Origin of the sequence: Streptomyces sp. NPDC088745 (assembly GCF_044751045.1) — a bacterium.
Classification (GTDB): domain Bacteria; phylum Actinomycetota; class Actinomycetes; order Streptomycetales; family Streptomycetaceae; genus Streptomyces; species Streptomyces cremeus.
In genome coordinates, this window is sequence record NZ_JBIVLB010000002.1 from 773066 (window position 1) to 799157 (window position 26092).

General features: G+C 68.7%; 33 protein-coding genes. 6 read left to right on the forward strand and 27 right to left on the reverse strand.

The features are described 5' to 3' along the window. Nucleotides 1-61: 61 nt before the first annotated feature. The 23 genes from ACIP93_RS08085 to rpsJ all read right to left on the reverse strand — a co-directional run bounded on the left by ACIP93_RS08085 (nucleotide 62) and on the right by rpsJ (nucleotide 11971). On the reverse strand, nucleotides 62-727 hold the full coding sequence (locus ACIP93_RS08085) for an adenylate kinase (protein ID WP_345228939.1): 666 nt from the start codon (nucleotides 725-727) through the stop codon (nucleotides 62-64). After that, complete coding sequence (gene secY, locus ACIP93_RS08090; RefSeq protein ID WP_401756768.1) at nucleotides 727-2049, reverse strand: preprotein translocase subunit SecY; 1323 nt, start codon at nucleotides 2047-2049, stop codon at nucleotides 727-729. Before secY ends, ACIP93_RS08085 begins: the two co-directional genes overlap by 1 nt. Before the next feature lie 224 nt (nucleotides 2050-2273). After that, nucleotides 2274-2729 carry a 50S ribosomal protein L15 gene (rplO, locus tag ACIP93_RS08095; protein ID WP_345228941.1) on the reverse strand — a complete coding sequence of 152 codons (456 nt, stop codon included), beginning with the start codon at nucleotides 2727-2729 and terminating at the stop codon, nucleotides 2274-2276. 1 nt (nucleotide 2730) lies between these two features. After that, on the reverse strand, nucleotides 2731-2913 hold the full coding sequence (gene rpmD / locus ACIP93_RS08100; protein ID WP_345228942.1) for a 50S ribosomal protein L30: 183 nt from the start codon (nucleotides 2911-2913) through the stop codon (nucleotides 2731-2733). Continuing rightward, nucleotides 2913-3515 carry a 30S ribosomal protein S5 gene (gene rpsE, locus ACIP93_RS08105; RefSeq protein ID WP_345228943.1) on the reverse strand — a complete coding sequence of 201 codons (603 nt, stop codon included), beginning with the start codon at nucleotides 3513-3515 and terminating at the stop codon, nucleotides 2913-2915. The genes rpmD and rpsE overlap by 1 nt, the downstream gene beginning before the upstream one ends. Nucleotides 3516-3561: 46 nt before the next feature. Beyond that, nucleotides 3562-3945, reverse strand: coding sequence for a 50S ribosomal protein L18 (gene rplR, locus ACIP93_RS08110; RefSeq protein WP_345228944.1), 384 nt, complete (start codon nucleotides 3943-3945; stop codon nucleotides 3562-3564). Between the two features lie 3 nt (nucleotides 3946-3948). Then, complete coding sequence (rplF, locus tag ACIP93_RS08115; protein WP_345228945.1) at nucleotides 3949-4488, reverse strand: 50S ribosomal protein L6; 540 nt, start codon at nucleotides 4486-4488, stop codon at nucleotides 3949-3951. 21 nt (nucleotides 4489-4509) lie between these two features. Further along, on the reverse strand, nucleotides 4510-4908 hold the full coding sequence (gene rpsH / locus ACIP93_RS08120; protein ID WP_067163170.1) for a 30S ribosomal protein S8: 399 nt from the start codon (nucleotides 4906-4908) through the stop codon (nucleotides 4510-4512). 222 nt (nucleotides 4909-5130) lie between these two features. Next, nucleotides 5131-5316 (reverse strand): type Z 30S ribosomal protein S14, encoded by a 186-nt coding sequence (locus ACIP93_RS08125; RefSeq protein WP_003956452.1) that lies wholly within the window; start codon nucleotides 5314-5316, stop codon nucleotides 5131-5133. Nucleotides 5317-5321: 5 nt separating this feature from the next. Beyond that, a complete protein-coding gene (gene rplE / locus ACIP93_RS08130; protein ID WP_345228946.1) occupies nucleotides 5322-5879 on the reverse strand; it encodes a 50S ribosomal protein L5 in 558 nt (185 codons plus the stop codon). Next, a complete protein-coding gene (rplX, locus tag ACIP93_RS08135) occupies nucleotides 5879-6190 on the reverse strand; it encodes a 50S ribosomal protein L24 (RefSeq protein WP_345228947.1) in 312 nt (103 codons plus the stop codon). The genes rplE and rplX overlap by 1 nt, the downstream gene beginning before the upstream one ends. Before the next feature lie 2 nt (nucleotides 6191-6192). Continuing rightward, a complete protein-coding gene (rplN, locus tag ACIP93_RS08140; RefSeq protein WP_003966950.1) occupies nucleotides 6193-6561 on the reverse strand; it encodes a 50S ribosomal protein L14 in 369 nt (122 codons plus the stop codon). Nucleotides 6562-6699: 138 nt separating this feature from the next. Further along, nucleotides 6700-6984: a 30S ribosomal protein S17 gene (gene rpsQ / locus ACIP93_RS08145; protein ID WP_028812368.1), complete on the reverse strand. Its 285-nt coding sequence runs from the start codon at nucleotides 6982-6984 to the stop codon at nucleotides 6700-6702. Then, the gene (rpmC, locus tag ACIP93_RS08150) at nucleotides 6984-7208 is read right to left on the reverse strand and encodes a 50S ribosomal protein L29 (RefSeq protein ID WP_028812369.1); all 225 of its coding nucleotides are present in this window, start codon (nucleotides 7206-7208) and stop codon (nucleotides 6984-6986) included. Before rpmC ends, rpsQ begins: the two co-directional genes overlap by 1 nt. Continuing rightward, on the reverse strand, nucleotides 7208-7627 hold the full coding sequence (gene rplP / locus ACIP93_RS08155) for a 50S ribosomal protein L16 (RefSeq protein WP_189821106.1): 420 nt from the start codon (nucleotides 7625-7627) through the stop codon (nucleotides 7208-7210). Before rplP ends, rpmC begins: the two co-directional genes overlap by 1 nt. Nucleotides 7628-7632: 5 nt before the next feature. Further along, nucleotides 7633-8469: a 30S ribosomal protein S3 gene (gene rpsC, locus ACIP93_RS08160; RefSeq protein ID WP_345228948.1), complete on the reverse strand. Its 837-nt coding sequence runs from the start codon at nucleotides 8467-8469 to the stop codon at nucleotides 7633-7635. Beyond that, nucleotides 8469-8816, reverse strand: a complete 348-nt coding sequence (gene rplV / locus ACIP93_RS08165) for a 50S ribosomal protein L22 (protein WP_135332555.1) — start codon at nucleotides 8814-8816, stop codon at nucleotides 8469-8471. Before rplV ends, rpsC begins: the two co-directional genes overlap by 1 nt. Nucleotides 8817-8857: 41 nt before the next feature. After that, nucleotides 8858-9139, reverse strand: coding sequence for a 30S ribosomal protein S19 (gene rpsS, locus ACIP93_RS08170; protein WP_138894198.1), 282 nt, complete (start codon nucleotides 9137-9139; stop codon nucleotides 8858-8860). A 12-nt stretch (nucleotides 9140-9151) separates the two neighbouring features. Continuing rightward, nucleotides 9152-9988, reverse strand: coding sequence for a 50S ribosomal protein L2 (gene rplB / locus ACIP93_RS08175; protein ID WP_345228949.1), 837 nt, complete (start codon nucleotides 9986-9988; stop codon nucleotides 9152-9154). Nucleotides 9989-10028: 40 nt separating this feature from the next. Then, entirely contained in the window at nucleotides 10029-10346 is a 318-nt protein-coding gene (gene rplW / locus ACIP93_RS08180) for a 50S ribosomal protein L23 (RefSeq protein ID WP_185028010.1), read from the reverse strand. Then, nucleotides 10346-10996, reverse strand: a complete 651-nt coding sequence (gene rplD, locus ACIP93_RS08185; protein WP_345228950.1) for a 50S ribosomal protein L4 — start codon at nucleotides 10994-10996, stop codon at nucleotides 10346-10348. The genes rplW and rplD overlap by 1 nt, the downstream gene beginning before the upstream one ends. 7 nt (nucleotides 10997-11003) lie before the next feature. Then, complete coding sequence (rplC, locus tag ACIP93_RS08190; RefSeq protein WP_189821109.1) at nucleotides 11004-11648, reverse strand: 50S ribosomal protein L3; 645 nt, start codon at nucleotides 11646-11648, stop codon at nucleotides 11004-11006. 14 nt (nucleotides 11649-11662) lie between these two features. Further along, a complete protein-coding gene (rpsJ, locus tag ACIP93_RS08195) occupies nucleotides 11663-11971 on the reverse strand; it encodes a 30S ribosomal protein S10 (RefSeq protein WP_003948644.1) in 309 nt (102 codons plus the stop codon). Nucleotides 11972-12673: 702 nt separating this feature from the next. Between rpsJ and ACIP93_RS08200 the strand changes: the two genes are divergently transcribed. Then, nucleotides 12674-14698 carry a PIG-L family deacetylase gene (locus tag ACIP93_RS08200; RefSeq protein WP_401756774.1) on the forward strand — a complete coding sequence of 675 codons (2025 nt, stop codon included), beginning with the start codon at nucleotides 12674-12676 and terminating at the stop codon, nucleotides 14696-14698. A gap of 141 nt (nucleotides 14699-14839) precedes the next feature. Here the strand turns inward: ACIP93_RS08200 and tuf are convergent, their stop codons facing one another. From tuf to rpsL, 4 genes are all read right to left on the reverse strand, one after another. Further along, on the reverse strand, nucleotides 14840-16033 hold the full coding sequence (gene tuf / locus ACIP93_RS08205) for an elongation factor Tu (RefSeq protein WP_189821111.1): 1194 nt from the start codon (nucleotides 16031-16033) through the stop codon (nucleotides 14840-14842). 217 nt (nucleotides 16034-16250) lie between these two features. Continuing rightward, entirely contained in the window at nucleotides 16251-18380 is a 2130-nt protein-coding gene (gene fusA / locus ACIP93_RS08210) for an elongation factor G (RefSeq protein ID WP_345228952.1), read from the reverse strand. Between the two features lie 38 nt (nucleotides 18381-18418). Further along, complete coding sequence (gene rpsG / locus ACIP93_RS08215) at nucleotides 18419-18889, reverse strand: 30S ribosomal protein S7 (protein ID WP_189821113.1); 471 nt, start codon at nucleotides 18887-18889, stop codon at nucleotides 18419-18421. Nucleotides 18890-18891: 2 nt separating this feature from the next. Next, nucleotides 18892-19263, reverse strand: coding sequence for a 30S ribosomal protein S12 (rpsL, locus tag ACIP93_RS08220; protein ID WP_003948652.1), 372 nt, complete (start codon nucleotides 19261-19263; stop codon nucleotides 18892-18894). Nucleotides 19264-19619: 356 nt separating this feature from the next. On the opposite strand from rpsL, the gene ACIP93_RS08225 reads away from it, so the two are divergent. The 5 genes from ACIP93_RS08225 (at nucleotide 19620) to ACIP93_RS08245 (ending at nucleotide 26068) form a co-directional block, all read left to right on the forward strand. Further along, the gene (locus ACIP93_RS08225; RefSeq protein ID WP_401756777.1) at nucleotides 19620-20345 is read left to right on the forward strand and encodes a Crp/Fnr family transcriptional regulator; all 726 of its coding nucleotides are present in this window, start codon (nucleotides 19620-19622) and stop codon (nucleotides 20343-20345) included. Between the two features lie 201 nt (nucleotides 20346-20546). Then, nucleotides 20547-21386, forward strand: a complete 840-nt coding sequence (locus tag ACIP93_RS08230; RefSeq protein WP_401756779.1) for a hypothetical protein — start codon at nucleotides 20547-20549, stop codon at nucleotides 21384-21386. Further along, nucleotides 21383-23626 (forward strand): hypothetical protein, encoded by a 2244-nt coding sequence (locus tag ACIP93_RS08235; protein WP_401756781.1) that lies wholly within the window; start codon nucleotides 21383-21385, stop codon nucleotides 23624-23626. Before ACIP93_RS08230 ends, ACIP93_RS08235 begins: the two co-directional genes overlap by 4 nt. 82 nt (nucleotides 23627-23708) lie before the next feature. Then, nucleotides 23709-25493: a hypothetical protein gene (locus ACIP93_RS08240; RefSeq protein ID WP_401756782.1), complete on the forward strand. Its 1785-nt coding sequence runs from the start codon at nucleotides 23709-23711 to the stop codon at nucleotides 25491-25493. Continuing rightward, nucleotides 25490-26068 carry a Pycsar system effector family protein gene (locus ACIP93_RS08245; RefSeq protein WP_401756784.1) on the forward strand — a complete coding sequence of 193 codons (579 nt, stop codon included), beginning with the start codon at nucleotides 25490-25492 and terminating at the stop codon, nucleotides 26066-26068. The genes ACIP93_RS08240 and ACIP93_RS08245 overlap by 4 nt, the downstream gene beginning before the upstream one ends. Nucleotides 26069-26092: the final 24 nt, after the last annotated feature.

Genomic DNA, 26092 nt, shown 5'->3' on the forward strand with positions numbered 1-26092 from the left:
AGGCCGCGGTGTCTGTGGGACACCGCGGCCTTCCGTCGTACGCAGGGGAACCGGCCGGGGCCTAGTCCTGGTCCTTCTTCAGGTTGTCCAGCGCGTCCATCGCGCGCTTGGTCACCTCGGCGACCTTGCCCTCCGCGGAGAGGGTGACCACCAGGCCCTGCGCCTTGTAGTGGTCGATGATCGGCTCGGTCTGCGTGTGGTACACGTCGAGCCGCTTGCGCACGGTCTCCTCGGTGTCGTCCGGACGCTGGTAGAGCTCGCCGCCGCAGACGTCGCAGACGCCCTCGGCCTTCGGCGGGCTGTACGTCGCGTGGAAGACGTGCGCGGAATCGTTGCGGCAGATGCGCCGGCCGGCGATCCGCTTGACGACCTCTTCCTCGGGGACCTCGAGGTCGAGGACGGCGTCGAGCTTCTGCCCCTGCTCCTTCAGCGCGGCGTCCAGGGCCTCGGCCTGGAAGACGTTGCGCGGGAAGCCGTCGAGCAGGAAACCGCTCTCGGCGTCCGGCTGGGCCATGCGGTCCAGCGCCATGCCGATCGTGACCTCGTCGGGGACCAGATTTCCGGCGTCCATGATCGCCTTGGCCTTGCGGCCGAGCTCGGTGCCCTGGCTGATGTTGGCCCGGAAGAGGTCACCCGTGGAGATGTGCGGGATCGACAGGTTCGTGGCGAGGAACGCGGCCTGCGTTCCCTTGCCCGCGCCCGGCGGCCCGACGAGGACGATACGCATCAGCGGAGGAACCCTTCGTAATTGCGCTGCTGGAGCTGGCTCTCGATCTGCTTCACGGTCTCCAGACCCACACCCACGATGATGAGGATGCTCGTGCCGCCGAACGGGAAGTCCTGGCTCGCACCGAAGCCGGCCAACGCCATCGTCGGCACGAGAGCGATCAGACCCAGGTACAGCGATCCCGGCCACGTGATGCGGTTCAGCACGTAACTCAGGTACTCAGCAGTAGGTCGACCTGCCCGGATGCCCGGGATGAAGCCACCATACTTCTTCATGTTGTCGGCAACTTCCTCGGGGTTGAACGAGATCGCCACGTAGAAGAAGGCGAAGAACACGATCAGGAGGAAGTACGTGACGATGTAGTACGGGTGGTCGCCCTTGGTCAGGTTGGTCTGGATCCACTGCGCCCAGGACGCCGTGGAACCGGAGAACTGAACGATCAAAGCAGGGATGTAGAGCAGCGAAGAAGCGAAGATGACGGGAATCACACCCGCCTGGTTCACCTTCAGCGGGATGTATGTGGACGTTCCGCCATAGGACTTCCGGCCGATCATCCGCTTCGCGTACTGCACGGGGATGCGGCGCTGGGCCTGTTCCACGAACACCACGAGCGCGACCATCGCGAATCCGACCAGGATCACGATCCCGAACTCGATCCAGCCGTCCGCCATCTTGCCGCCGTCCTTGATGGCCCACAGCGACGCCGGGAAGCCCGCGGCGATCGAGATGAACATCAGGATGGACATGCCGTTGCCGATGCCGCGGTCGGTGATGAGCTCACCGAGCCACATGACCATCGCGGTGCCGGCGGTCATCGTGATGACCATGACCGCGGTGGTGAAGACCGACTTGTCCGGCACGATCTGCGAGCGGACCGACTCCGCGCAACCCTGGAAGAGCGCGCCGGAGTTGGCGGTGGCGACGAGGCCGGTGCCCTGGAGGATGGCGAGCGCCACGGTCAGATAACGCGTGTACTGCGTGATCTTCGCCGTGCCGGACTGGCCCTCCTTCTTCAGGGCTTCCAGACGTGGGATCACCACGGTGAGCAGCTGAAGGATGATGCTCGCCGTGATGTACGGCATGATGCCGAGCGCGAAGATGGTGATCTGCAACAGCGCGCCACCACTGAACATGTTGACCAGGCTGAAGAGACCGCCTCCGCCTTCCTTGGCGGAGTCGATGCAGATCTGCACGTTCTTGTAGTTGACGCCCGGGACAGGAATGTGCGCGCCGAGCCGGAACAGCACAATGATGCCGAGTGTGAAGAGCAGCTTCTTGCGCAGGTCGGGCGTCTTGAACGCCCGGGCGAACGCGGTGAGCACGGTGCCTCCTGCGACCCCCGCGCTACTGCGTCGAAGGGTGACGGTATTGAGGATCGACGAATACGTATCAGTCAAACAACGAGCGGACAGCGTTGTGGGCACACCGCGCGAAAGTTAACAGTGCACGCCACCATACCGGCGGACCCCGCCCCCTAGGAACGACCAACCGGGGATGCCCCATATGAGAGGCATCCCCGGTCGGATGTTCAAGCCATCGAGCTGTCTCAGACGAGCTCGGTGACGCTGCCGCCAGCGGCAGCGATCTTCTCCTTGGCGGAGGCGGAAGCGGCGTCAACCGAAACCGTCAGTGCCACGGAGATCTCGCCCTGGCCCAGGACCTTGACGAGGTGGTTGTTGCGCACCGCACCCTTGGCGACCAGGTCGGCCACCGTGACCTCTCCACCCTCGGGGTAGAGCTCGGCGAGCTTGTCCAGGTTCACGACCTGGTACTCGGTGCGGAACGGGTTCTTGAAGCCCTTGAGCTTCGGGAGACGCATGTGGAGGGGCATCTGCCCGCCCTCGAAGCGCTCCGGCACCTGGTAACGAGCCTTGGTGCCCTTGGTACCGCGACCAGCCGTCTTGCCCTTCGACGCCTCACCACGACCCACACGGGTCTTGGCGGTCTTGGCGCCCGGAGCGGGACGGAGGTTGTGGACCTTCAGCGGGTTGTTCTCCGCCATGTCAGTCGACCTCCTTGACCGACACGAGGTGGCGGACGGTGTGCACCATTCCGCGGAACTCGGGGCGGTCCTCCTTGACAACCACGTCGTTCAGGCGCTTGAGCCCGAGCGAACGCAGGGTGTCGCGGTGGTTCTGCTTGCTGCCGATGTACGACTTCGTCTGCGTGATCTCAAGACGGGCCATTACGCACCCGCCCCAGCACGCGCACGGAGCAGAGCCGCCGGGGCGACGTCCTCGAGGGGCAGACCACGGCGAGCCGCGATCTCCTCGGGACGCTGCAGGCCCTGGAGGGCCGCGACGGTCGCGTGCACGATGTTGATCGCGTTGGACGAGCCGAGCGACTTCGACAGGATGTCGTGAACGCCGGCGCACTCCAGCACGGCACGCACCGGACCACCGGCGATAACACCGGTACCCGGGGAAGCCGGCTTGAGCATGACGACGCCCGCGGCCTTCTCGCCCTGAATCGGGTGAGGGATGGTGCCCTGGATGCGCGGAACCTTGAAGAAGTTCTTCTTGGCTTCCTCGACACCCTTGGCGATGGCCGCGGGAACTTCCTTGGCCTTGCCGTAACCGACACCTACGGTGCCGTCACCGTCTCCGACCACGACGAGCGCGGTGAAGCTGAAGCGACGACCACCCTTGACAACCTTGGCAACGCGGTTGATCGCGACAACGCGCTCAACGTAAGCGGTCTTCTCGGCGGCAGCGCCACCGTCGCGACCCTTCCGGTCCCGCCGCTCGCCGCCACCGGCACCGCTTCCGCGGCGCTGGGGTCCAGCCATTGGATTTACCTCTCTCTGTTACGTCCGTTAGTCCCGGAACCGGGGCTTAGAACTTCAGCCCGGCTTCGCGGGCGGCGTCAGCCAGAGCGGCAATGCGCCCGGCGTACCTGTTGCCACCACGGTCGAACACGACGGTCTCGACGCCGGCGGCCTTCGCACGCTCAGCGACCAGGGCGCCGACCTGCTTGGCCTGGGCGCTCTTGTCGCCCTCGCCGCCGCGGATCGAAACGTCCAGGGTCGACGCCGACGCGAGCGTGTGGCCCGCGATGTCGTCGATGACCTGAGCGGTCACGTTGCGGTTGGACCGCGTCACGACCAGGCGAGGACGCTCCGGCGTACCGGAGACGTGCTTGCGGATGCGGACGTGGCGACGCTTGATGGCAGCGCGCTTGTACGCGTCACCCTTAGCAATCTTGACACCGTATGCCATGGCTTACTTACCCGCCTTTCCGACCTTGCGGCGGATGACCTCGCCGGCGTACTTGACGCCCTTGGCCTTGTACGGGTCGGGCTTCCGCAGCTTGCGGATGTTAGCGGCGACCTCGCCGACCTTCTGCTTGTCGATGCCCTCGACGCTGAGCTTCGTGGGCGACTCGACCTTGAAGGAGATGCCTTCGGGGGCCTCAACAACGATGGGGTGGCTGTAGCCCAAGGCGAACTCCAGGTTGGAGCCCTTCGCCTGGACGCGGTAACCGACACCGCTGATTTCGAGCGCCTTGCTGTATCCCTGGGTCACGCCGGTGATCATGTTCGCCACCAGCGTGCGGGACAGGCCGTGCAGGGCCTTGTTCTGACGCTCGTCGTTGGGACGGGTGACGTTGAGAACGCCGTCCTCGCCCTTAACAATCTCGATCGGCGCGGCAACAGTGTGCGTGAGGGAGCCCTTGGGACCCTTCACGGCAACCGTGCGGCCGTCGATGGTGACGTCCACACCAGCGGGAACCTGGATGGGGAGCTTGCCAATACGCGACATGAGCTTTCCTTCCTTTCCCGACTACCAGACGTAGGCGAGGACTTCCCCACCTACGCCCTTCTTGCCTGCCTGCTGGCCGGTCAGAAGACCGTGCGACGTGGAGATGATCGCCACGCCGAGGCCGCCGAGGACCTTGGGCAGGTTGGTGGACTTCGCGTAAACACGCAGACCCGGCTTCGAGATCCGCTTGATGCCGGCGATCGAGCGCTCGCGGTTCGGGCCGAACTTCAGCTCGAGGACGAGGTTCTTGCCGACCTCGGCGTCCTCGACCTTCCAGCCGGTGATGAAGCCCTCCTGCTGGAGGATCTCCGCGATGTGCGACTTGATCTTGCTGTGCGGCATCACGACGGTGTCGTGGTACGCCGAGTTCGCGTTGCGCAGACGCGTGAGCATGTCTGCGATGGGATCAGTCATGGTCATGAATTGGCCTTCGGCCTCTCTCGCCGGGGTTTCCTGTATGCGCCATCCCTCTCCCCACTCAGAGGCGGGACGGGTGCGGTGCGGGGACCTACGGCGTAGTAAGTCGTTATGGGCGGCAGGCGCCCAACCCTTCTAGCCTACGGCATTCGGGGTGGGGCTCCTGCCGACCAGATACTTACCGAGAGCTCAAGGAAATCCGTACGCCCAAAGGGCAGTACTGGACTACCAGGAGCTCTTGGTCACGCCCGGCAGCTCGCCACGGTGAGCCATCTCACGAAGGCACACGCGGCACAGGCCGAACTTGCGGTACACGGAGTGGGGCCGGCCACAGCGCTGGCAGCGCGTGTAGGCACGCACGCCGAACTTCGGCTTGCGAGCGGCCTTAGCGATCAGAGCCTTCTTCGCCATCTCGGTTACGCCTCCTTGAAGGGGAAGCCGAGGTGACGGAGGAGGGCGCGGCCCTCGTCGTCGTTCGTCGCCGTGGTGACCACGGTGATGTCCATTCCCCGGACTCGGTCGATCTTGTCCTGGTCGATCTCGTGGAACATGACCTGCTCCGTGAGACCGAACGTGTAGTTGCCACGGCCGTCGAACTGCTTCGGCGACAGACCACGGAAGTCACGGATACGCGGCAGCGCGAGCGACAGCGTACGGTCCAGGAACTCCCACATGCGGTCACCGCGGAGGGTGACGTGGCAGCCGATCGGCTGACCCTCGCGCAGCTTGAACTGCGCGATGGACTTCCGGGCCTTGGTGACGGCCGGCTTCTGACCCGTGATGGTCGTCAGGTCCTTGATGGCCCCGTCGATCAGCTTCGAGTCACGGGCGGCGTCGCCGACGCCCATGTTGACCACGATCTTGACCAGACCGGGGATCTGCATGACGTTCTCGTAGGAGAACTCTTCACGCAGCTTGCCCGCGATCTCCTCGCGGTAGCGCAGCTTGAGGCGCGGTGCGGTGGTGGCAGTCATCAGATGTCCTCACCAGTCCGCTTGGCAACGCGGATCTTGTTGCCCTCGTCGTCAAAGCGGTAGCCGACGCGGGTAACGACCTTGTTGCCGTCCTTCTCCACGACCAGCTGAACGTTGCTGACGTGGATGGGAGCCTCGGTCGTCACGATGCCGCCGGCCTGGTTCTGGCCGGCCTTCGTGTGCTTCTTGACCCGGTTGACACCCTCGACCAGGACGCGGTCCTCGCGGGGGAAGGCCTGAACGACCTTGCCCTGCTTGCCCTTGTCCTTGCCGGTGATGACCTGTACCAGGTCGCCCTTCTTGATCTTCATGCTTACAGCACCTCCGGCGCGAGCGAGATGATCTTCATGAACTTCTTCTCGCGCAGCTCACGGCCCACCGGGCCGAAGATACGGGTGCCGCGGGGGTCGCCGTCGTTCTTGAGAATGACAGCGGCGTTCTCGTCGAAGCGGATGTACGAGCCATCCTGGCGACGACGCTCCTTGACGGTGCGAACGATGACCGCCTTGACGACGTCACCCTTCTTCACGTTGCCACCGGGGATCGCATCCTTGACGGTGGCGACGATGACGTCACCGATGCCCGCGTAGCGGCGACCCGAGCCACCGAGAACACGGATGGTGAGAATTTCCTTCGCACCCGTGTTGTCGGCGACGCGAAGTCGCGACTCCTGCTGGATCACGTCTATCTCCTGATCGTCTGCCGGTTCCCGGCGGGGGCCGTATCGCTACGGCCCCCGCCGAGCCTGGCGGAACTGCCTGGCGGGGAGACCCCCTCCAGGACTGAAATATTTCGGAATTCCCCGACGGGAATTACCGGGCTACTTGGCCTTCTCGAGGATCTCGACGATGCGCCAGCGCTTCGAGGCGGACAGCGGACGCGTCTCCATGATGAGGACGCGGTCGCCGACGCCGGCGGCGTTGGACTCGTCGTGAGCCTTGAGCTTGTTCGTACGGCGGATGACCTTGCCGTACAGCGCGTGCTTCACGCGGTCCTCGACAGCGACGACGACGGTCTTGTCCATCTTGTCGCTGACGACCAGACCCTCACGGGTCTTGCGGAATCCGCGCTGCTCAGTCGTCTCAGTCACATTCTTCTCGCTCATCAGGCGCTCTCCACCGTCTCGATGCCCAGCTCGCGCTCGCGCATCAGGGTGTAGATCCGGGCGATGTCCTTACGGACGGACTTGAGCCGGCCGTGATTTTCGAGCTGTCCGGTCGCCGCCTGGAAGCGGAGGTTGAACAGTTCTTCCTTGGCCTCACGGAGCTTGGCGACGAGGTCCTCGTCGTTCAGCTCGCGCAGCTCGGTCGCCTTGGTACCGGCCGCCATCACGACTCACCTGCCTCGCGCCGAACAATCCGGCACTTCATCGGAAGCTTGTGAGCAGCGCGGGTAAGCGCCTCACGAGCAATCTTCTCGTTCGGGTAGGACAGCTCGAACATCACCCGACCGGGCTTGACGTTCGCGATCCACCACTCGGGGGAACCCTTACCGGAACCCATGCGGGTCTCGGCGGGCTTCTTCGTGAGCGGACGGTCCGGGTAGATGTTGATCCAGACCTTGCCGCCACGCTTGATGTGGCGGGTCATCGCGATACGCGCGGCCTCGATCTGGCGGTTCGTCACGTACGCCGGGGTCAGCGCCTGGATGCCGTACTCGCCGAATGCGACCTCAGTGCCACCCTTGGCCATGCCGTTGCGCTTCGGGTGGTGCTGCTTGCGGTGCTTGACCCTACGAGGGATCAGCATGTCGGTCAGGCCTCCGTTCCGGTGCTCTCAGCCGGAGCAGCGGCGGCGGGAGCGTCGGCCTTGGGGGCCTCGGCTGCCGGCGCGGACTGCTGCGGCTTGCGGCCGCGGCCGCCACGCTCGCCGCCACGGCCACCACGGGCCGGGCGCTCGTTCGCACCACCACGGGCCGGGCGGTTGCCCGCACGGGCCGCGGCGTTCTCGGCGCGAACCTCGGCGATGTTCTTGACGTCGCCCTTGTAGATCCAGACCTTGACGCCAATGCGACCGAAGGTCGTCTTGGCCTCGAAGAAGCCGTAGTCCACGTTCGCGCGGAGCGTGTGCAGCGGCACACGGCCCTCGCGGTAGAACTCGGAGCGGGACATCTCGGCGCCGCCGAGACGGCCACCGCACTGGATCTTGATGCCCTTGGCGCCGGCCTTCATGGTGCCCTGCATGCTCTTGCGCATGGCACGGCGGAAGGAGACGCGGGAGGAGAGCTGCTCGGCAACGGCCTGGGCGACCAGCTGGGCGTCCATCTCGGGGTTCTTGACCTCGAGGATGTTCAGCTGGACCTGCTTGCCCGTGAGCTTCTCGAGGTCGCCGCGGATGCGGTCGGCCTCGGCGCCACGGCGGCCGATGACGATGCCCGGACGAGCGGTGTGGATGTCCACACGCACGCGGTCACGGGTGCGCTCGATCTCCACCTTCGAGATGCCGGCGCGCTCCATGCCGGACGTCATCATCCTGCGGATGGCGACGTCTTCCTTGACGTAGTCCTTGTACAGCTTGTCGGCGTACCAACGGGACTTGAAGTCCGTGGTAATGCCGAGCCGGAACCCGTGCGGGTTTACCTTCTGGCCCATTACCGGGTTCCTTCCTTGCTGCTGACGACCACGGTGATGTGGCTGGTCCGCTTACGGATCCGGTAGGCACGGCCCTGAGCACGCGGACGGAACCGCTTCAGGGTCGGGCCCTCGTCCACGAACGCCTCGCTGATGAACAGCGACGAGGCGTCGGAGTGGTCGTAGTTGTGCGCGGCGTTGGCAATGGCGCTGTCCAGCACCTTGCCGACCGGCACGCTCGCGGCCTGCGGGGCGAAGCGCAGGACCGCCTGAGCCTCCGTGGCATCCATGCCACGGATAAGGTCCACCACTCGGCGGGCCTTCATGGGCGTGACGCGGATGTACCGCGCCTGGGCCCTGGCTTCCATGGTTGTCCCTTCGGTGTCGTTCATAGTCATCGCACCCCGCCTTAGCGGCGCTTCGACTTGCGGTCGTCCTTGACGTGGCCGCGGAAGGTGCGGGTCGGCGCAAACTCGCCGAGCTTGTGGCCGACCATCGACTCGGTGACGAACACCGGGACGTGGATCTTGCCGTTGTGCACCGCGATGGTGTGACCCAGCATGCTGGGGATGATCATCGAGCGCCGGGACCAGGTCTTGATGACGTTCTTGGTGCCAGCTTCGTTCTGGACATCCACCTTCTTTACGAGGTGTCCGTCGACGAAGGGCCCCTTCTTGAGACTGCGCGGCATCTAAACCCGCTCCTAGCGCTTCTTGTTCGACTTGCGGCGGCGGACGATGTACTTGCTCGAAGCCTTCTTCGGCGAGCGAGTACGACCCTCCTTCTGACCCCACGGGGAGACCGGGTGGCGACCACCGGAGGTCTTACCCTCACCACCACCGTGCGGGTGGTCGACCGGGTTCATCGCCACACCGCGAACGGTCGGGCGAACGCCCTTCCACCGCATGCGGCCGGCCTTGCCCCAGTTGATGTTCGACTGCTCGGCGTTGCCGACCTCGCCGATCGTGGCGCGGCAGCGGGCGTCGACCAGGCGGATCTCGCCGGAAGGCATACGAAGGTGGGCCATGGTGCCCTCCTTCGCAAGAAGCTGCACGGAGGTACCGGCGGAGCGGGCGAACTTCGCACCGCCGCCGGGCCGCAGCTCGATGTTGTGGATGGTGGTACCCACCGGGATGTTGCGCAGCGCGAGGTTGTTGCCCGGCTTGATGTCGGCCCCGGGGCCGTTCTCGATCCGGTCACCCTGCGACAGGCCGCGCGGGGCGAGGATGTAACGCTTCTCGCCGTCCGCGTAGTGCAGCAGCGCGATGCGCGCGGTGCGGTTGGGGTCGTACTCGATGTGCGCGACCTTGGCCGGCACGCCGTCCTTGTCGTGACGACGGAAGTCGATCACGCGGTAGGCGCGCTTGTGGCCACCACCCTGGTGGCGAACGGTCACACGACCGGCGTTGTTACGGCCGCCCTTGCTGTGCAGGGGGCGGACCAGCGACTTCTCCGGCGTGGACCGCGTGATCTCGACAAAGTCGGCTACGGAGGAGCCACGGCGGCCCGGCGTAGTCGGCTTGTACTTGCGGATTCCCATTTCTCAGTCCTCGTCCGATTCCGGACGATCCAGACCGCCGTTAGGCGGTCGGACCGCCGAAGATGTCGATACGGTCGCCCTCGGCGAGGGTCACGATGGCCCGCTTGGTGTCGGCACGCTTGCCGAAACCGGTGCGGGTGCGCTTCCGCTTGCCCTGACGGTTGATCGTGTTGACTCCGGTGACCTTGACCGAGAAGACCGCTTCCACGGCCTGCTTGATCTGGGTCTTGTTGGAGCCCGGGGCGACGATGAACGTGTACTTGTTCTCGTCGAGCAGCGCGTAGCTCTTCTCCGAGACGACCGGCTTGACAAGAATGTCGCGGTGGTCCGTGAAGGTCTTGCTGGTAACGGCGCTCATCAGGCGTCGCTCCCTTCGGTCTCAGCGGCCTGGGGGCCAGACACGAAGGACTCGAAGGCGGCCTTGGTGAAGACCAGGTCGTCCGAGACGAGCACGTCGTACGTGTTCAGCTGGCCCGGCTCCAGGATGTGCACCTGGGGCAGGTTGCGGGCGGAGAGCCACGCGGCCTCGTCCGAGCGCTCGGCGACCAGGAGCACGTGCTTGCGCTCGCTGATCTTGCCCAGCAGGGACTTGGCGGCCTTCGTGGAAACCGCACCGTCGACCACGCCGGTGACGACGTGGACGCGCGCGTTGCGGGCCCGGTCCGTGAGGGCACCGCGCAGGGCGGCGGCCTTCATCTTCTTCGGGGTGCGCTGCGAGTAGTCACGCGGCTGCGGGCCGTGGACGACGCCACCGCCGGCGAACTGCGGGGCGCGGGTCGAACCCTGGCGGGCGCGGCCGGTGCCCTTCTGGCGGTACGGCTTCTTGCCGCCACCGCGGACCTCGCCGCGACGCTTGGTCTTGTGCGTGCCCTGGCGGGCAGCGGCCAGCTGAGCGACGACGACCTGGTGGATCAGCGGGATGCTGACCTTGGCGTCGAAGATCTCCGCGGGGAGTTCGACGGTCCCGGTCTTGTCGCCTGCCGGCGAAAGGATGTCAATGGTGCTCATCGGTTCCTCAAACCCCCTTGGCCGCGGTGCGGACCAGGACGAGGCCACCGTTGGGGCCGGGGACGGCGCCCTTGATGAGCAGCAGACCCTTCTCGGCGTCAACGGCGTGGACGGTCAGGTTCTGGGTGGTGACCCGCTCGTTACCCATGCGACCCGCCATGCGCATGCCCTTGAAGACACGGCCGGGGGTGGCACAGCCACCGATGGAACCAGGCTTGCGGTGCACGCGGTGGGCACCGTGCGAGGCCTTGCCGCCGTGGAAGTTGTGACGCTTCATCACACCGGCGAAGCCCTTGCCCTTGCTCTTGCCCGTGACGTCGACCTTGACGCCGGACTCGAACACCTCGGCAGTGATCTCCTGGCCCAGCGTGTACTCGCTGGCGTCCGGGGTGCGCAGCTCCACGAGGTGGCGGCGCGGGGTCACGTCGGCCTTGGCGAAGTGACCCTTGAGGGGCTTGTTCACCTTGCGCGGGTCGATCTCGCCGAAGGCGATCTGGACCGACTCGTAGCCGTCGTTGTCGTTCGTACGTACCTGCGTCACGACGCACGGACCGGCCTTGACGACGGTCACCGGGACGACCCGGTTGTTCTCGTCCCAGACCTGGGTCATGCCGAGCTTCTCGCCCAGGACGCCCTTGATGTTCTTGCTCATCTCGGCCCGTCCCTTCAGAGCTTGATCTCGATGTCGACGCCGGCCGGCAGGTCGAGACGCATCAGCGAGTCAACCGTCTTCGGCGTGGGGTCGAGGATGTCGATGAGGCGCTTGTGCGTGCGCATCTCGAAGTGCTCGCGAGAGTCCTTGTACTTGTGCGGCGACTTGATGACGCAGTACACGTTCTTCTCAGTGGGCAGCGGCACCGGGCCTGCGACCGACGCACCAGTGCGGGTCACCGTCTCGACGATCTTCTTCGCCGAGGAGTCGATGACCTCGTGGTCGTAGGCCTTGAGCCGGATGCGGATCTTCTGTCCCGCCATGGCTACTAGTAGTCCTTTGTCTCTTAACGCTCTGGAACCCGGGCGGCTGCGCTCTGAACGCTCAGCACCGTCCCCCTCCGACCCACGCGGTCGGGCGTGTCGCATCCTCGCCAGTACGAAATCCCGAAGGAATTCCCTGCTGTAGGGGATACGGTCCGCGACCGCAAGCCGGGGGAGAACACCCACCGGGTGCCTGGCCGGCACCGCGCTGGCACTTCCCGAAAGATTCCCGTACGTCCGCCCCATTGCTGCCCGGAGGCAGGTGAAGGCGACGAGTACTGTGGGACTCGCTTCCGGTCCTCCCGGCGGGAGGCGTGCAGCATCGATACTCAACCGAGCAACTCAGACAGTCTGCCATACGGGGCACGGGCAGCGCCAATCGGGGCGAAGACATTACCCGGAGCGTGACGGAGGTCAAACCCGGGTCCTGCACCCGAACGGGTGCTCAGCGGATCCCGCGGTGCGCCACGTCCCCGCCGCGACGGACTCCAGGCGTACGCCGGCCCCCCTCCGGGGCGCCCACGCCCCCGCGGTCCCCGCCCCCGCACCGGAGCCGCCCTCCGCAGGCAACCCCCGCCCCTCCCCCGCCGTCTAGCTGACCGCAGCGGGGCGGCGGCGCCTGCCCGTACCGTCCCGCCGGTCACGACGGCACGCAGCGCACGACCATCCGCTGCGGGGGAAGCGGACGGAGTACGAGGACACATGCACAGCGGTACGGGGCCCGGCCTGCCCGGACGACTGCCCAGACGGACCCTGCTGACGGCCGCCACGGCCGCCGCCGCGGGCCTGCCCCTGGCGGCCTGCACGGTGCCCGCGGCCCCGCGCCGCCGGGACCCGGGGCCCGACCCCGCGCCCGGACGGCCCATCTCGCTCACCGGGCGGTCGCTGCTGATGCAGTTCCTCGCCCACCCGGACGACGACCTGTACTTCATGAACCCGGACACCCGCAGGCTGCTGGAGGCCGGGGCCCCCGTCGTCTCCGTGTACGTCACCGCGGGCGAGGCGAACGGGATCAACCACGCGCCGGGCCACCCCCGGCCCGAGCCCGACAAGAACGCGTACGCCTCCGCCCGTCAGCAGGGGCTCCGGCAGGCGTACGCGACCCTGCTCGGGCTGCCGAAGTTCACGCCGTGGCGGCGGACCGTGATGGAGCTGCGCGGCGGCAAGCGCGCCGAGCTGAACACCCTCGCGCACGGCGGCCTCCGCGCCGAGCTGGTCTTCCTCAACCTCTCCGTGATCTCGCCCCGCAACCGGCCGTCCCTGCCCGCGCTGTGGACCGACCGCGGCATGCGCCAGCGGACCCTGGTGGCCGACAACTCGCCGCTGGACAGGCCGAGTTCGTACGACTACGACGAACTCGTCGACGCGCTCGTCGGGCTGCTGGACCACTACCGGCCGACCGTCGTGCAGACCCTCGACCCCGACCCCGACATCCAGCGCAGCACCGTGCGCGTACGCAGCAAGGACAGCGAACAGCCCGGCTACTCCGACCACCGCGACCACACCGCCGTCGCCTGCTTCAGCTGGGCGGCGCTGATCCGCTGGGTCGCCGAGAAGTCCGCGGCCCGCCAACCGCTCCCCCGCTTCACCGCCACCGCCTTCCGCGGGTACTACAACCGGCACTGGCCCAAGAACCTCCCTGAGAGCGTGCTCCAGGAGAAGGCCGAGACGCTTTTCGCGTACGGCGGCGACCCGGACTGGGAGTGCGGGAACCCGGCGGGCTGCGGGGACTACAGCGTCGGCCAGGGGCGTCCGCTGACGAACTACAAGGGGTGGGCGCGCTCCACCAACTACCGTTATCCGGGAGGCGAGTTGGTGGTCGACGGCACCCGCGCCGCGTACGCGGTGGCGGGGCTGCGGCTGGTGCGCTGGCGGGCGGACGGGACCGGCTGGGGCGCGCCTGAGGACCTGGGCGGCGGTCCGCTGGCCCCCGGGCTCGGGCACGCCGCGACGGAGGACGGCGGGCAGCTGCTGTTCGCCGTGCGCATCGCCTCCCTCGTCGGGCACGGCGGCGCGAACCTGCGCGAGGTCGTCCAGTACGACGGCCGCGCCTGGACCTCGCTCGGCAACCCCGAGCGCCTGCCGGACCGGGGGCGGCGGATCGGCGTCCCGGTCGCGGTGACGGCGGGCGACGGCAGTGTCCACCTCTTCGTGCGGAACGCGGCGAAGAGCGTGAGCACACGGGTACGGGACCCGCGTGGCCGGTGGGGTCCCTGGCGCGGCCTGGCGGGTCCGGGCGGGGACGTCATGGGCGACGGCGACGGCATCCAGGACGGCCTGTCGGCGGTCGTCGACGGGCAGGGCCTGGTCCATCTCCTCGCCGCCGCGCGGAAGTCCGTACGGCACTGGGCGCAGCCCTCGCCCGGCGGGCCCCTCGCGCTGCGCCCGCCCGCGATGCCCGCCCCCGGCACGCCGCCGCACGCCTTCCTCCGGCCGGACGGCTCGCTCGGCGTCGTCTACCGTGCCCCGCACTCCCCCGGGCTCGTCGCGGTGCGCCCCGACGGCTCGCCGCTGCCCGGGCTCGCCCTCCAGGGGTACGGTCCGGTGGCCGGCGGCCCGGGCCCGGTGCTGCTGGGGCGGGGCGAGCGGGGGGAGGTTCGGCTCCGGGACGCCGGGGGGAGGACGCGGCGGCACCAGGGGGTGTGCGTGGGGACGCCGGTCCTGGTGGGCGCCGGCGCGGTGGCGGGGCTCGGGGCGGACGCGGCGCCGTGGCTCTGGCGGACGTAGGGCCCGTACGCGTACGAGGAGAAAGACGGCACGGGAGGAAGAAGGACGAGAAGGGCCCCGGCACCCCCCGCTTGCGCGAGGGGGCCGGGGCCCTTCCCTTGGAGCTCAGTTCAGCGAGCTACCAGGTCGAACACCGGGGAATTACTTGGTGATCTTGGTGACCTGGCCGGCGCCGACGGTCCGGCCACCCTCACGGATGGCGAACTTGAGGCCCTCCTCCATGGCGACCGGCTGGATCAGCGCGACCGACATGACGGTGTTGTCGCCCGGCATGACCATCTCGGTGCCCTCGGGCAGCGTGACGACACCGGTGACGTCCGTGGTGCGGAAGTAGAACTGCGGGCGGTAGTTGTTGAAGAAGGGGGTGTGACGGCCACCCTCGTCCTTCGACAGGATGTACGCCTGCGCCTCGAACTCCGTGTGCGGGGTGACCGAGCCCGGCTTGATGATGACCTGGCCGCGCTCGACGTCCTCGCGCTTGATGCCACGGAGGAGCAGACCGACGTTCTCACCGGCCTGGCCCTCGTCGAGCAGCTTGCGGAACATCTCGATGCCGGTGACCGTGGTGGTGGTCTTCTCTTCCTTGATACCGACGATGTCGACGGTCTCGTTGACCTTGAGGACACCACGCTCGATACGGCCGGTGACGACGGTGCCACGACCGGTGATCGTGAAGACGTCCTCGATCGGCATCAGGAACGGCTTGTCGACGTCGCGCTCGGGCTGCGGGATCGACTCGTCGACGGCGGCCATCAGGTTCAGGACCGACTGGCCCCACTCCTTGTCGCCCTCGAGCGCCTTGAGCGCCGAGACCTTGACGACCGGCAGGTCGTCGCCCGGGAACTCGTACTCGGAGAGGAGCTCACGGACCTCGAGCTCGACGAGCTCCAGGATCTCCTCGTCGTCCACCATGTCGGCCTTGTTCAGCGCGACGACGATGTAGGGGACGCCTACCTGGCGGGCCAGGAGGACGTGCTCCTTCGTCTGCGGCATCGGGCCGTCGGTGGCCGCGACCACGAGGATGGCGCCGTCCATCTGCGCCGCACCCGTGATCATGTTCTTGATGTAGTCCGCGTGACCGGGGCAGTCGACGTGGGCGTAGTGACGCGACTCGGTCTGGTACTCGACGTGCGCGATGGAGATGGTGATACCGCGCTGACGCTCTTCCGGCGCCTTGTCGATCTGGTCGAAGGCCGAGGCCTCGTTCAGGTCCGGGTACGCGTCGTGCAGCACCTTGGTAATGGCGGCCGTGAGGGTCGTCTTACCGTGGTCAATGTGACCGATGGTGCCGATGTTGACGTGCGGCTTAGTCCGCTCGAACTTTGCCTTCGCCACTGGGTCCTCCTGCGGAGTGGTTCTGTACGCCTTGCTTCATCGGCGCCAGGTGATCTTTGCTGGGATGCCGGCGCCCGGGGCATTCGGCGCGGATTGCGCTGAATGCCCCAGTGGCTCCGGTGATAAGCCTAAAGCGTGTGCTCGTACGGGTGAGAACCCGTCCTCGCGGCAGGCGACCGGCCCTGCGGCCGGGCGCCCGGTGAGTGAACTCGAAGAGTTACTCGCCCTTGGCCTTCGCGATGATCTCCTCGGCGACGTTCCGCGGAACCTCGGCGTAGGAGTCGAACTGCATCGAGTAGCTTGCGCGACCCGAGGTCTTGCTGCGGAGGTCTCCGACGTAGCCGAACATCTCCGAGAGGGGCACGAGGCCCTTCACGACGCGAGCGCCGCTGCGCTCCTCCATGGCCTGGATCTGGCCACGGCGGGAGTTGAGGTCGCCGATCACATCGCCCATGTAGTCCTCGGGCGTGGTGACCTCGACGGCCATCATCGGCTCGAGGAGCACGGGAGAGGCCTTGCGGGCACCCTCCTTGAAGGCCTGCGAACCGGCGATCTTGAAGGCGAGCTCCGAGGAGTCGACCTCGTGGTAACCGCCGTCGAGAAGGGTGACGCGGACGCCGACCATCTCGTAACCGGCCAGGATGCCGAACTGCATGGCTTCCTGGGCGCCCGCGTCCACCGACGGGATGTACTCCCGGGGGATGCGGCCACCGGTGACCTTGTTGACGAACTCGTACGACGCGTCGCCACCCTCGATGGGCTCAAGGGCGATCTGCACCTTCGCGAACTGGCCGGTACCACCAGTCTGCTTCTTGTGCGTGTAGTCGATGCGCTCGACGGTCTTGCGGATCGTCTCGCGGTACGCGACCTGGGGCTTGCCGACGTTCGCCTCGACGCGGAACTCGCGCTTCATGCGGTCGACGAGCACCTCGAGGTGAAGCTCGCCCATACCACCGATGATGGTCTGGCCGGTCTCCTCGTCCGAGTGGACCTGGAAGGAGGGGTCCTCCTCCGAGAGCCGCTGGATGGCGACACCCAGCTTCTCCTGGTCGCCCTTGGACTTGGGCTCGATGGCGACCTGGATGACCGGAGCCGGGAAGTCCATGGACTCCAGGATGACCGGGGCCTTCTCGTCGCACAGCGTCTCACCGGTGGTGGTCTGCTTGAGACCCATGACGGCGATGATGTCGCCGGCGCCCACCGATGCGATCTCCTCACGCTTGTTCGCGTGCATGCGGTAGATCTTGCCGATGCGCTCCTTCTTGCCCTTGACCGAGTTCAGCACGGAGCTGCCGGCCTCGAGGCGGCCCGAGTAGACCCGGACGAAGGTGAGCTTGCCGAGGTGCGGGTCGCTCATGATCTTGAACGCCAGGCCCGAGAAGGGCTCGTCGTCCGACGGCTTGCGCGAGACGACCTTCTCCGGGTCCTTCACGTCGTGGCCTTCGATGGCCTCGACGTCCAGGGGGGAGGGGAGGTAGCGCACCACGGCGTCGAGCAGGGGCTGGACGCCCTTGTTCTTGAACGCCGTACCGCAGAACACGGGGCTGACGGTCACCGAACCGGCGCCGCCCTTCGACGCGAGGGTGATGCGGCGGATGGCCGCCATCAGCTGCTCCTCGGTGGGCTCCTGGCCCTCGAGGTACAGCTCCATCATCTCTTCGTCGTGCTCGGCGACGGTCTCCAGGAGCTTCCCGCGCCACTCGTCGGCGGCCTCGGTGTGCGTGTCCGGGATGTCGACCGTGTCGTACATCTCGCCCTTGGCGGCCTCGGCGGACCACACGAGCGCCTTCATCGACACGAGGTCGACGACGCCCTTGAAGTCGGCCTCGGCGCCGATCGGGAGCTGCATGACGAGCGGGACCGCACCGAGGCGGTCGACGATCATGTCGACGCAGCGGTGGAACTCGGCACCCGTACGGTCGAGCTTGTTGACGAAGCAGATGCGCGGCACGCCGTAGCGGTCCGCCTGACGCCAGACGGTCTCGGACTGGGGCTCGACACCGGCGACACCGTCGAACACGGTGACGGCGCCGTCGAGGACGCGGAGCGAACGCTCCACCTCGACGGTGAAGTCGACGTGACCGGGGGTGTCGATGATGTTGATCGTGTGATCGACATCGTTGAGCGGCCAGTGGCAGGTCGTCGCGGCAGACGTGATCGTGATGCCGCGCTCCTGCTCCTGCTCCATCCAGTCCATCGTGGCAGCGCCGTCGTGGACCTCACCGATCTTGTAAGACACACCGGTGTAGAAGAGGATGCGCTCGGTGGTGGTCGTCTTGCCCGCGTCGATGTGGGCCATGATCCCGATGTTGCGGACCTTGGCCAGGTCAAGCGAAGTGGTGGCCATAAGGCTCAATCTTCTCTCGGTCTCGAAGTGGGTAACGACTACCAGCGGTAGTGCGCGAAGGCCTTGTTGGACTCGGCCATCTTGTGGGTGTCCTCACGCTTCTTGACGGCAGCGCCAAGACCGTTCGAGGCGTCGAGCAGCTCGTTCATGAGGCGCTCGGTCATGGTCTTCTCGCGGCGGGCGCGGGAGTAACCCACGATCCAGCGGAGCGAGAGGGTGGCGGCGCGACCGGGCTTGACCTCGATCGGCACCTGGTAGGTGGCGCCACCGACACGGCGGGACTTGACCTCAAGCGAGGGCTTGACGTTCTCCAGCGCGCGCTTGAGCGTGATGACCGGGTCAGCGCCGGTCTTCTCGCGCAGGCCCTCCATGGCGCCGTACACGATCCGCTCGGCGGTGGAACGCTTGCCGTCGAGCAGGATCTTGTTGATCAGCGACGTGACAAGAGGAGACTGGTAAACCGGGTCAATGATGACCGGGCGCTTCGGGGCGGGGCCCTTACGAGGCATTCTTACTTCTCCTTCTTGGCGCCGTAGCGGCTGCGAGCCTGCTTACGGTTCTTGACGCCCTGCGTGTCGAGGGAACCGCGGATGATCTTGTAGCGAACACCCGGCAGGTCCTTCACACGACCGCCACGCACGAGCACGATCGAGTGCTCCTGCAGGTTGTGGCCCTCACCCGGGATGTAGGCCGTGACCTCGATGCCCGAGGTCAGGCGCACACGCGCGACCTTACGGAGCGCCGAGTTCGGCTTCTTCGGGGTGGTCGTGAACACACGCGTGCAGACGCCACGGCGCTGGGGCGAACCCTCAAGCGCGGGCGTCTTGTTCTTCTCGACCTTGTCCTGCCGGCCCTTCCGGACCAGCTGCTGGATCGTAGGCACTACTTCTCCGGTTTCTGTGTGCCGATCACTGTGAAACTAACCTGGAACATCCCCGACCCACGCGGTCGGGTGTGTCGGACCCGGCACACTCCGCCGGAAGCGGAGAACGACGCGAATCACGGGGGCCCCGTACAGACAGGCTCACTCTGCGGCTGTAGACACGCACAGGAGCCCAGGCACACCCCAGGCACAAGGTCTGAGCGTACCTACCTCATCGACCTGGGTCAAAACAAATGCTGTCCATCCGTCGGCGGGGCGGAGCGGGGGCCGGGCCCGCGCCGTCAATACCCGGGTTCGGAAGGTGCCCGATCCCGCTTCTCAGTACATTGATGCCCCTTGTGAGGACGGGGGTCTGCATGACGGCTGCACACGCGCCGGGCGACGGGGGTCTCGACGACCGGGTTCCGTTCCTGGCCCGGCTGGAGAGCGAGGACCGCGCGGACCTCCTCGCACTCGGCAACGACCTGGAGTTCGCCCCCCGGGCGACCCTGCTCCACCAGAACGAACCCTCCGCCCACGTCCTGCTCATCCTGAACGGCTGGACGAAGGTCACCGCGTCGGCGGTCAACGGCTACCAGGCGCTGCTCGCCCTGCGCGGCCCCGGCGACATCGTCGGGGAGTCCGCGGTACTGACCGGCCGGTCCCGGTCGGCGACCGTGACCGCGCTGGCCCCGCTGCGGGCCAAGGCGGTGGAGTACGAGAAGTTCCGGAGTTTCCTCGCCCGCTCGCCGGACGCCTCGTTCAAGCTGCTCGGGCTCACCGCGGACCGGATGCGCGCGACCGACCAACGGCGCCTGGAATTCGCCTCGATGAGCGTGCGCGAGCGCTTCGCGGTGCTGCTGCTCGACCTCGCCCGCACCCATGGCAGACGTACGGACGAAGGCGTCGAGGTCGCCGTGCCGCTCACCAAGCAGGAGCTGGCGGGGGCCGTGGGGGCGTCGCGGGAGATGGTGCAGCGGCTGCTGAAGGAGCTGCGGGAGCGGGACGTGGTGCTCACCGGGCGGCGGGCGCTGGTGATCGTACGGCCGGACGTGCTGCGGCGGATCGCGCGCACGGGAGCGGTGCCGGACCCCTCGCCGTAGGCGTGCCGACTCCGTGCCGCGGACGCGGCGGTGACCCCGGGTGACCGTCCGTTGGCAGTGGGTGGCTCTGTGCACACGGTCACAGTTCCACTGCGTCATCCGACCTCACGGCGGGCGGGCGCGCACCGCCAAGCTCGTCCCAGCCCGCCGAAGCGGCCCGTGCGACAGACGGTCCGTGTCCCACCAGTGAAAGGCGCCAGCATGACCGACCCCGTGAGCCGCACCTTCCTGCTGCTCGACATCGAGAAGTTCAGCGACCGCGACGACGTCGAACAGGCGTATCTGCGCAGGATGCTGTACGGCCTCACGGACCGCGTGCTGGAGTGCGCGGGCATCGAGGAGACGATGCGGCGGCGCGCCGACCGGGGCGACTCGGTCATGGAACTCATCGACGCCAACGCCTCGTTGACGTCCCTGCTGCGGGCGCTGATCACCGAGGCCCCCGCCCAGTTGCGGGCGATGAACCGGATGGCCTCGCGGTCCGCGCAGATGCGGCTGCGGGTGGTGCTGGCCACGGGGTACGTCTGGGTCGACGAGCACGAGGGGTGGGTCGGCGCCGACCTCAACCACGCCTGCCGGCTGCTCGACGCCCAGTTGCTGCGGACGGCGCTCGCGGAGCGCGGGACCGACGTGGCGCTGTGCGTGTCGGAGGCGGTGCACGCCGGGATCGTGCGCCACGGCCACCAGGGCATCCCCGCCGAGGACTTCCACGCCATCACGGTCGACAGCAAGAACGGGCCGCTGCGGGCGTGGCTGCTGGGCCCGGTGCCCGCATGCGCCCCCCGGCAAGAGGGGAACCAGGACCACGGTGACACGGGGGCCCTTCCGGTTCCGGGGCGTGAGGGGGGTCCCGGAACCGGAAGGACGAAGGAGAGGAACGGGCCGGCGGAGGGCGCGGCCGGCGCCGCGGGCCGGGCGGCACCGGTCGGGCAGGTCGCGGGCGGCTTCATCGGCGGTGACAACTACGGCGTATCGGCAGGTCAGGTCGGCGGCGACATCCGCTTCGAGGCGCCCCGCCGCACTCCGGGCGAGCCCTCGTGAGCCCCGGTGAGGCCGCTGCCCCGCCCGCTCCCGGCGCGGGCGACGGGCCGCAGCAGCCCGCGCCCCCGGCGGACAACGCCTCCCCCGACGGTGCGCAGCCCCCCGACCAGGAGGGCGCGGCGGAGGAGACCCCGCAGCCGCAGAAGGCCTGGACGGCCCGCCGCGACCTGATGAACCACGCGCCCCGCACGATGCGCTTCGAGTCCTCGGCCCGCGTCGGCGGCGGCCTGATCGGCGGTGACAACCACGGCGTCAGCGCGGGCCGGGTGGCCGGGGACGTGATCAAGGGCAGCAAGACCGAGATCCACTACCAGTTCGGCAGTCTCTTCGGTACGGGGTCCCACTCCTCCGGCGAGGTCTCCCGCGCCTCCGTGGAGGAGCTGGCGGAGCGCTTCGTGACGGCGGGAACCGTCCCCGGGGCAGCGCCGCAGGCCTGCGAGGACGCCTTCCGGGCACTGGCCGGGCGGCTGCGCGAGGAGCGGGTGCTGGTGCTCTCGGGTCCCCGTTTCGCGGGCCGGGGCACCGCGGCCCTGATGCTGCTGCGGCACCTGGACGCCTTTCCGGTGCACGCGCACGACCGGGAGAGCGCGCCCGCTGACATCGCCGGGCGGCTCAAGCCGGGCGGCAACGTCCTGTGCGACCCGACAGCCGGCCGCGGCAGACCGCTGCGCGAGTCAGACCTGCTGGCGATCCGGGCCAAGCTGACCGAGCTGGACGGCCATCTGGTGATCGCCGTCGGCCCCGGCGCCTCGCTGGAGGACGTCCCCTTCGCCGAGTGGCACGCGCCGTGCGCCGCCGCCGTGCTGGAGGCGCACCTTCGCGTACGGGTGGGAGCCGAGGCCGTGCCCGGGCTGCTGGAGCTGCCGGCGGTACGGGAGTTCCTGGGCCGGGCGCCGCAGCCGCGTGAAGCCGCCGCGTACGCCGGGACTCTCGCCGACTATGCGGCGGGCCGGGCCGCCGGGCCGCAGATCGAGCGGTTCTCGCTGAGCGCCCTGGAGAACCAGGTGCGGGAGTGGTTCGAGGCGGACGAGAGCGCCCTGCACCTGCGGGACAAGTCGTTCCTGGTGGCGCTGGCCGCCTTCGACGGCAGCCCGTACGCGCTGACGGCGGAGCTGAGCGACCTGCTGTACGCCTTCCTCCAGAAGACCGAGAACCCGCATGTGCCCGCCACCGTGCCCGTCTTCGGCACGCACGTCGGCAAGCGTCTCCAGCTCGCCCGCGCGCACCGGTACGAGGAGGAGGAGCCCACCGAGTGGGGTCCGGTCCCGCAGGCCAAGTCCGCCTACCGGGACGACCGGGCCCCCCTGGTGCTGCTGCGCGAGCTGTGGACCGGGCACCCCTCGTCCCGGCCGGCGCTGATCGCTTGGCTCAACCGACTGGCCGTCGACGGGAGGCCGTTGGTGCGCACCCGGGCCGCCTCCACGGTCGCCGTGCTCGCGGTGACGGACCTGCCGTCGGCGATGGCCCTGATCATCGAGCCATGGGCCGCCTCGAAGGACTACGTGCACCGGATCGTGGCCGTCAACGCCCTCGCCCTCGCCCACCGCCTGGAGACCCCGCACGTCCCGCGCATCATCGACTCCTGGTGCGAGGGCGACGACCCGGGGCGCCGCTGGGTGGCGATCCGCGCCCACGGCCTGCTCGGGAACGAACGCCCGGCCGAGGCCCTGGCCGCCCTGCGCAAGGCCGCCCGACGGGAGTACGAGGAGGAGGAGCGGGACGAGACCCTGCTGGCCGAGCTCGCCTCCTCGGTGGAGCTGCTCATCCTGTCCCCGGCGGGTGAGCAGGTCCTCGCGGAACTCCTGCGGAGCCTGGAGACCCCGCGCAAGGAGGCGTGCGTACTGGATCTGGCCGTCGCGGGCTTCCTGAACGCCTGCTGGCGGACCGAGGACGACAAGCCGTCCGGGACGCCCCTGGTGCTCGCCCGGTACGCCGAGGCGAAGGCCGCCTGTCCGGGCGACGGAACCGCCCGGGACATCGCCGTCCTGTGGCGGACCGCGCTGAACGCGCCCCCGCACTCCAGGACCGCGCTGGAGATCCTGCGCGCCTGGGTCCTGATCGCCGACCGCGAACCTGCGGTCGAGTGGGCGCTCGCCGCGCTGCTGCCCGCACTCGCCGTCACCTCGGAGGACGTACTGCGCCTGGACCACCTGCTGCGGACCCTGTCCGGCGAGGACGCCGGGCCGCCGCCGCCCGTCGCGGGGCGGCTGCGCACCGTACTCCCGCGGCCTCCGGCCTGACCCCTCGGCCCGGCCTGCCCGTCACGCTCCGTTCAGCCCTGTTTCGATCTGACGCACCCTGTTCCGCCAAGGAGACCCGCACATGCCCGACTTCCGACGGCCGCCCGAGTGGGATCAGCACGCCGACCGGCACACCCCGCTGATCGATCCGGTCATCACGGTGCGGCAGTTGTCGCGGTTCGAGTTCCGCAAGCCGCTCACCCGGATCGACCACGCCCTGGTGTTCTCCACGGTCAAGGGCACGTACGACACCTACCTGCCGCCGGTGCGCCCCACCCGCGCCGAGGCGGCCACCAGACGGTACAGCTCGGTATACGAGGTCGACATGGGCGTCCATCCCGTGCGGGCCGAGCTGGCGCTGCCCAGTGACAACGACGCCTTCGAGTTCGGGTGCGTGGTCGAACTGTCCTGGCAGGTGGTGGACCCGGCGCGGTTCGTGGCCTCCGGATACCGGGACGTGCCCCGGCTGCTGCTGGGCGAGCTGGAGCAGGCCGCGCGGCCGGTGGCCCGGCTGTACGCCATCGCGGACAGCGCCGCCGCCGAGCAGGCGCTGCTGCGTGCCGTGACGGCGCTGGGCGCGCTGGGCGGCGGGGTGGGGCTCAAGGTCGCCTGGACGGTACGGCTGCGCAGGGACCAGGAGAACATCGACCACCAGAAGCGCCTGCAGAGTCTCCAGCACAACGCGGCGGAACAGGTGCTCGACGCCCAGCTCGGCATGACGGTCGACACCGAGCAGGCCAGGCGGCTCGTACAGCAGGACGCACTGGCGCTGCAACGGGCGGCGGCATATGGGGAACATCACCACGCCCTGGCGTTGCAGCAGCAGCAGTGGGCGCACCAGCAGGCACTGCTGGCCGGGGAGCAGGCGCTGGAACTGCAGCGCATCGAGGCCCAGAAGATCGACTTCTACCAGTACCACCTGTCCCAGGGCGGGGTGCACGCCTGGGCGCTGCATCTGGCGGACCACCCCGAGGACTCGGCGCTGGTCATGAACAGCATGCGTGAGGACCAACTGCGCATGATCCAGGCCCAGATGGACCTGGTCGGGCAGTTGCTGGCGGGCGACGTCGCCCAGGACTACGAGCTGGACGGCCCCAAACAGCTGGCGTTGCGCACCATGAACGACATCCTCAACCAGCGGCTCCCCGGGGTCGCCCAGCAGCCCGGCCCTCCGCTCCCGGGCCCGCAGGACGGCCCCCCGGCCGGGCCGGGAGGGGCCCCGGGGGCAGGGCCCGGGACGGGCGACGGAGCGGCCGGCTGGACCGCCGCACCTCCGCAGGGCCCGGTGCCGCTCCCGCAGCAGCAGATTGCTCAGGGCCAGGCGGGGACACAGGCGTCGGCTCAGGCGCCGGCACAGACCCCGGCACCGGGTCCGCCGCCTCCCGCGGGGCCGGCGCTCCCCGGGCAGCGACCGGGCGGCCCGGAGGGCGGGGGTCCCCAGGACGCGGGGGCGGTCGGCCCGCCCGCCCGGGCCGCCGCACCGTACGCGGGTGGGCCGGGAACCGGCCCGCATCCGGGTCCGGGCCCTTACCCGCCCGCGGGCTCTCCGCTGCCCCACCTCTCGCCTCCCGCGCCGTACGTCACGCCCGCTGGAGCCGCCCCCATGCCGACGCAGGCACCGCACGCCCCGCATGCGCAGTACGCCCCGCAGCCACCCGCCTGGCAGCCGCCCCCGGGGTACGGCAGCGCCCCGACCATGCCGCAGACCGTGCCCCCGCGGCCGCGGTCGCAGCCGCAGGTCCCGGCCCCGGGCGCCCCGGCGGCAGCCGCCGCACCCCAGAACGGCCCCGGCCGTCCGACGCCGCCCGGGGAGGACCCGGCGCCGGACGAGGCGGACGGAGCCCCTGCCGCAGGAGGTACGCCATGACCGCACCCGCCCCACCGCCCGCGCCCACACCGGCACCACCCGCCCCGGCCCCCTCGCCTCCACCCCCGCCACCGTCCCTCGACGCCGACACCGCCGAGCTGGGGACCCGTCTCCTCGCCGAGCTGCGCACCGAGATCGCCCGTGCCGACAGCAAGGCGTCGGTCCTGGTCGCCGCCCTCGGCACCACCGCGGGCGTGCTCTCCGGGCTGCTGGCGGGGCGGGGCTGGCGGCCGGACTCCCTCTCCGTCCCCGGCAGCGCCCTCTGGTGGGCCGGGGCCGCCGCGTTCGGCCTGGCGCTGCTCGCGCTGCTGATGGCGGTACTGCCCCGCTACCGCAGGCGCGCCTGGGCGCCCGGCGCCCCCCTGACGTATTTCGGCGACATCCAACAGGCCCACGCGCACGGCCAGTTGGAACAGGCCCTCGCCGAAACAGCCCGCTCTCCCGCCGCCACGCTCCGGGCCTCCCTCGCGGAGAACAGCCGTATCGCGGTCCGCAAGCATCAGTGGATACGGACCGGGCTGATCGCCTTCTGCGCCGGCGCGGCCGCGCTCCCCGCCTCACTCCTCATCGGCTGACACCGCCCTCCCTCCCGAAGGACG

Bases quoted from the DNA above. Each gene is read 5' to 3' on its own strand.
- ACIP93_RS08200 (WP_401756774.1), top strand. From the start codon at position 12,674: ATGCACAGCGGTACGGGGCCCGGCCTGCCCGGACGACTGCCCAGACGG.
- ACIP93_RS08240 (WP_401756782.1), top strand. From the start codon at position 23,709: ATGCCCGACTTCCGACGGCCGCCCGAGTGGGATCAGCACGCCGACCGG.
- fusA (WP_345228952.1), bottom strand. From the start codon at position 18,380: ATGGCCACCACTTCGCTTGACCTGGCCAAGGTCCGCAACATCGGGATC.
- rplW (WP_185028010.1), bottom strand. From the start codon at position 10,346: ATGAGCGCCGTTACCAGCAAGACCTTCACGGACCACCGCGACATTCTT.
- ACIP93_RS08125 (WP_003956452.1), bottom strand. From the start codon at position 5,316: ATGGCGAAGAAGGCTCTGATCGCTAAGGCCGCTCGCAAGCCGAAGTTC.
- rpmC (WP_028812369.1), bottom strand. From the start codon at position 7,208: ATGGCGGCCGGTACCAAGGCGACCGAGCTGCGCGAGCTGAACGACGAG.
- rplE (WP_345228946.1), bottom strand. From the start codon at position 5,879: ATGACTGCCACCACCGCACCGCGCCTCAAGCTGCGCTACCGCGAGGAG.
- rpsC (WP_345228948.1), bottom strand. From the start codon at position 8,469: ATGGGCCAGAAGGTAAACCCGCACGGGTTCCGGCTCGGCATTACCACG.
- rpmD (WP_345228942.1), bottom strand. From the start codon at position 2,913: ATGGCCCGTCTTGAGATCACGCAGACGAAGTCGTACATCGGCAGCAAG.
- ACIP93_RS08085 (WP_345228939.1), bottom strand. From the start codon at position 727: ATGCGTATCGTCCTCGTCGGGCCGCCGGGCGCGGGCAAGGGAACGCAG.
- ACIP93_RS08245 (WP_401756784.1), top strand. From the start codon at position 25,490: ATGACCGCACCCGCCCCACCGCCCGCGCCCACACCGGCACCACCCGCC.
- rpsJ (WP_003948644.1), bottom strand. From the start codon at position 11,971: ATGGCGGGACAGAAGATCCGCATCCGGCTCAAGGCCTACGACCACGAG.
- rplR (WP_345228944.1), bottom strand. From the start codon at position 3,945: ATGGCATACGGTGTCAAGATTGCTAAGGGTGACGCGTACAAGCGCGCT.
- rplO (WP_345228941.1), bottom strand. From the start codon at position 2,729: ATGGCGGAGAACAACCCGCTGAAGGTCCACAACCTCCGTCCCGCTCCG.
- rplV (WP_135332555.1), bottom strand. From the start codon at position 8,816: ATGGAAGCCAGGGCCCAGGCGCGGTACATCCGCGTCACGCCCATGAAG.
- rpsQ (WP_028812368.1), bottom strand. From the start codon at position 6,984: ATGAGCGAGAAGAATGTGACTGAGACGACTGAGCAGCGCGGATTCCGC.
- rpsE (WP_345228943.1), bottom strand. From the start codon at position 3,515: ATGGCTGGACCCCAGCGCCGCGGAAGCGGTGCCGGTGGCGGCGAGCGG.
- rplP (WP_189821106.1), bottom strand. From the start codon at position 7,627: ATGCTGATCCCTCGTAGGGTCAAGCACCGCAAGCAGCACCACCCGAAG.
- rpsS (WP_138894198.1), bottom strand. From the start codon at position 9,139: ATGCCGCGCAGTCTCAAGAAGGGGCCCTTCGTCGACGGACACCTCGTA.
- rplB (WP_345228949.1), bottom strand. From the start codon at position 9,988: ATGGGAATCCGCAAGTACAAGCCGACTACGCCGGGCCGCCGTGGCTCC.
- rplD (WP_345228950.1), bottom strand. From the start codon at position 10,996: ATGAGCACCATTGACATCCTTTCGCCGGCAGGCGACAAGACCGGGACC.
- rplX (WP_345228947.1), bottom strand. From the start codon at position 6,190: ATGAAGATCAAGAAGGGCGACCTGGTACAGGTCATCACCGGCAAGGAC.
- rpsH (WP_067163170.1), bottom strand. From the start codon at position 4,908: ATGACCATGACTGATCCCATCGCAGACATGCTCACGCGTCTGCGCAAC.
- ACIP93_RS08225 (WP_401756777.1), top strand. From the start codon at position 19,620: ATGACGGCTGCACACGCGCCGGGCGACGGGGGTCTCGACGACCGGGTT.
- rplF (WP_345228945.1), bottom strand. From the start codon at position 4,488: ATGTCGCGTATTGGCAAGCTCCCCATCCAGGTTCCCGCTGGTGTGGAC.
- rpsG (WP_189821113.1), bottom strand. From the start codon at position 18,889: ATGCCTCGTAAGGGCCCCGCCCCGAAGCGCCCGGTCATCATTGACCCG.
- ACIP93_RS08230 (WP_401756779.1), top strand. From the start codon at position 20,547: ATGACCGACCCCGTGAGCCGCACCTTCCTGCTGCTCGACATCGAGAAG.
- rplC (WP_189821109.1), bottom strand. From the start codon at position 11,648: ATGAGCAAGAACATCAAGGGCGTCCTGGGCGAGAAGCTCGGCATGACC.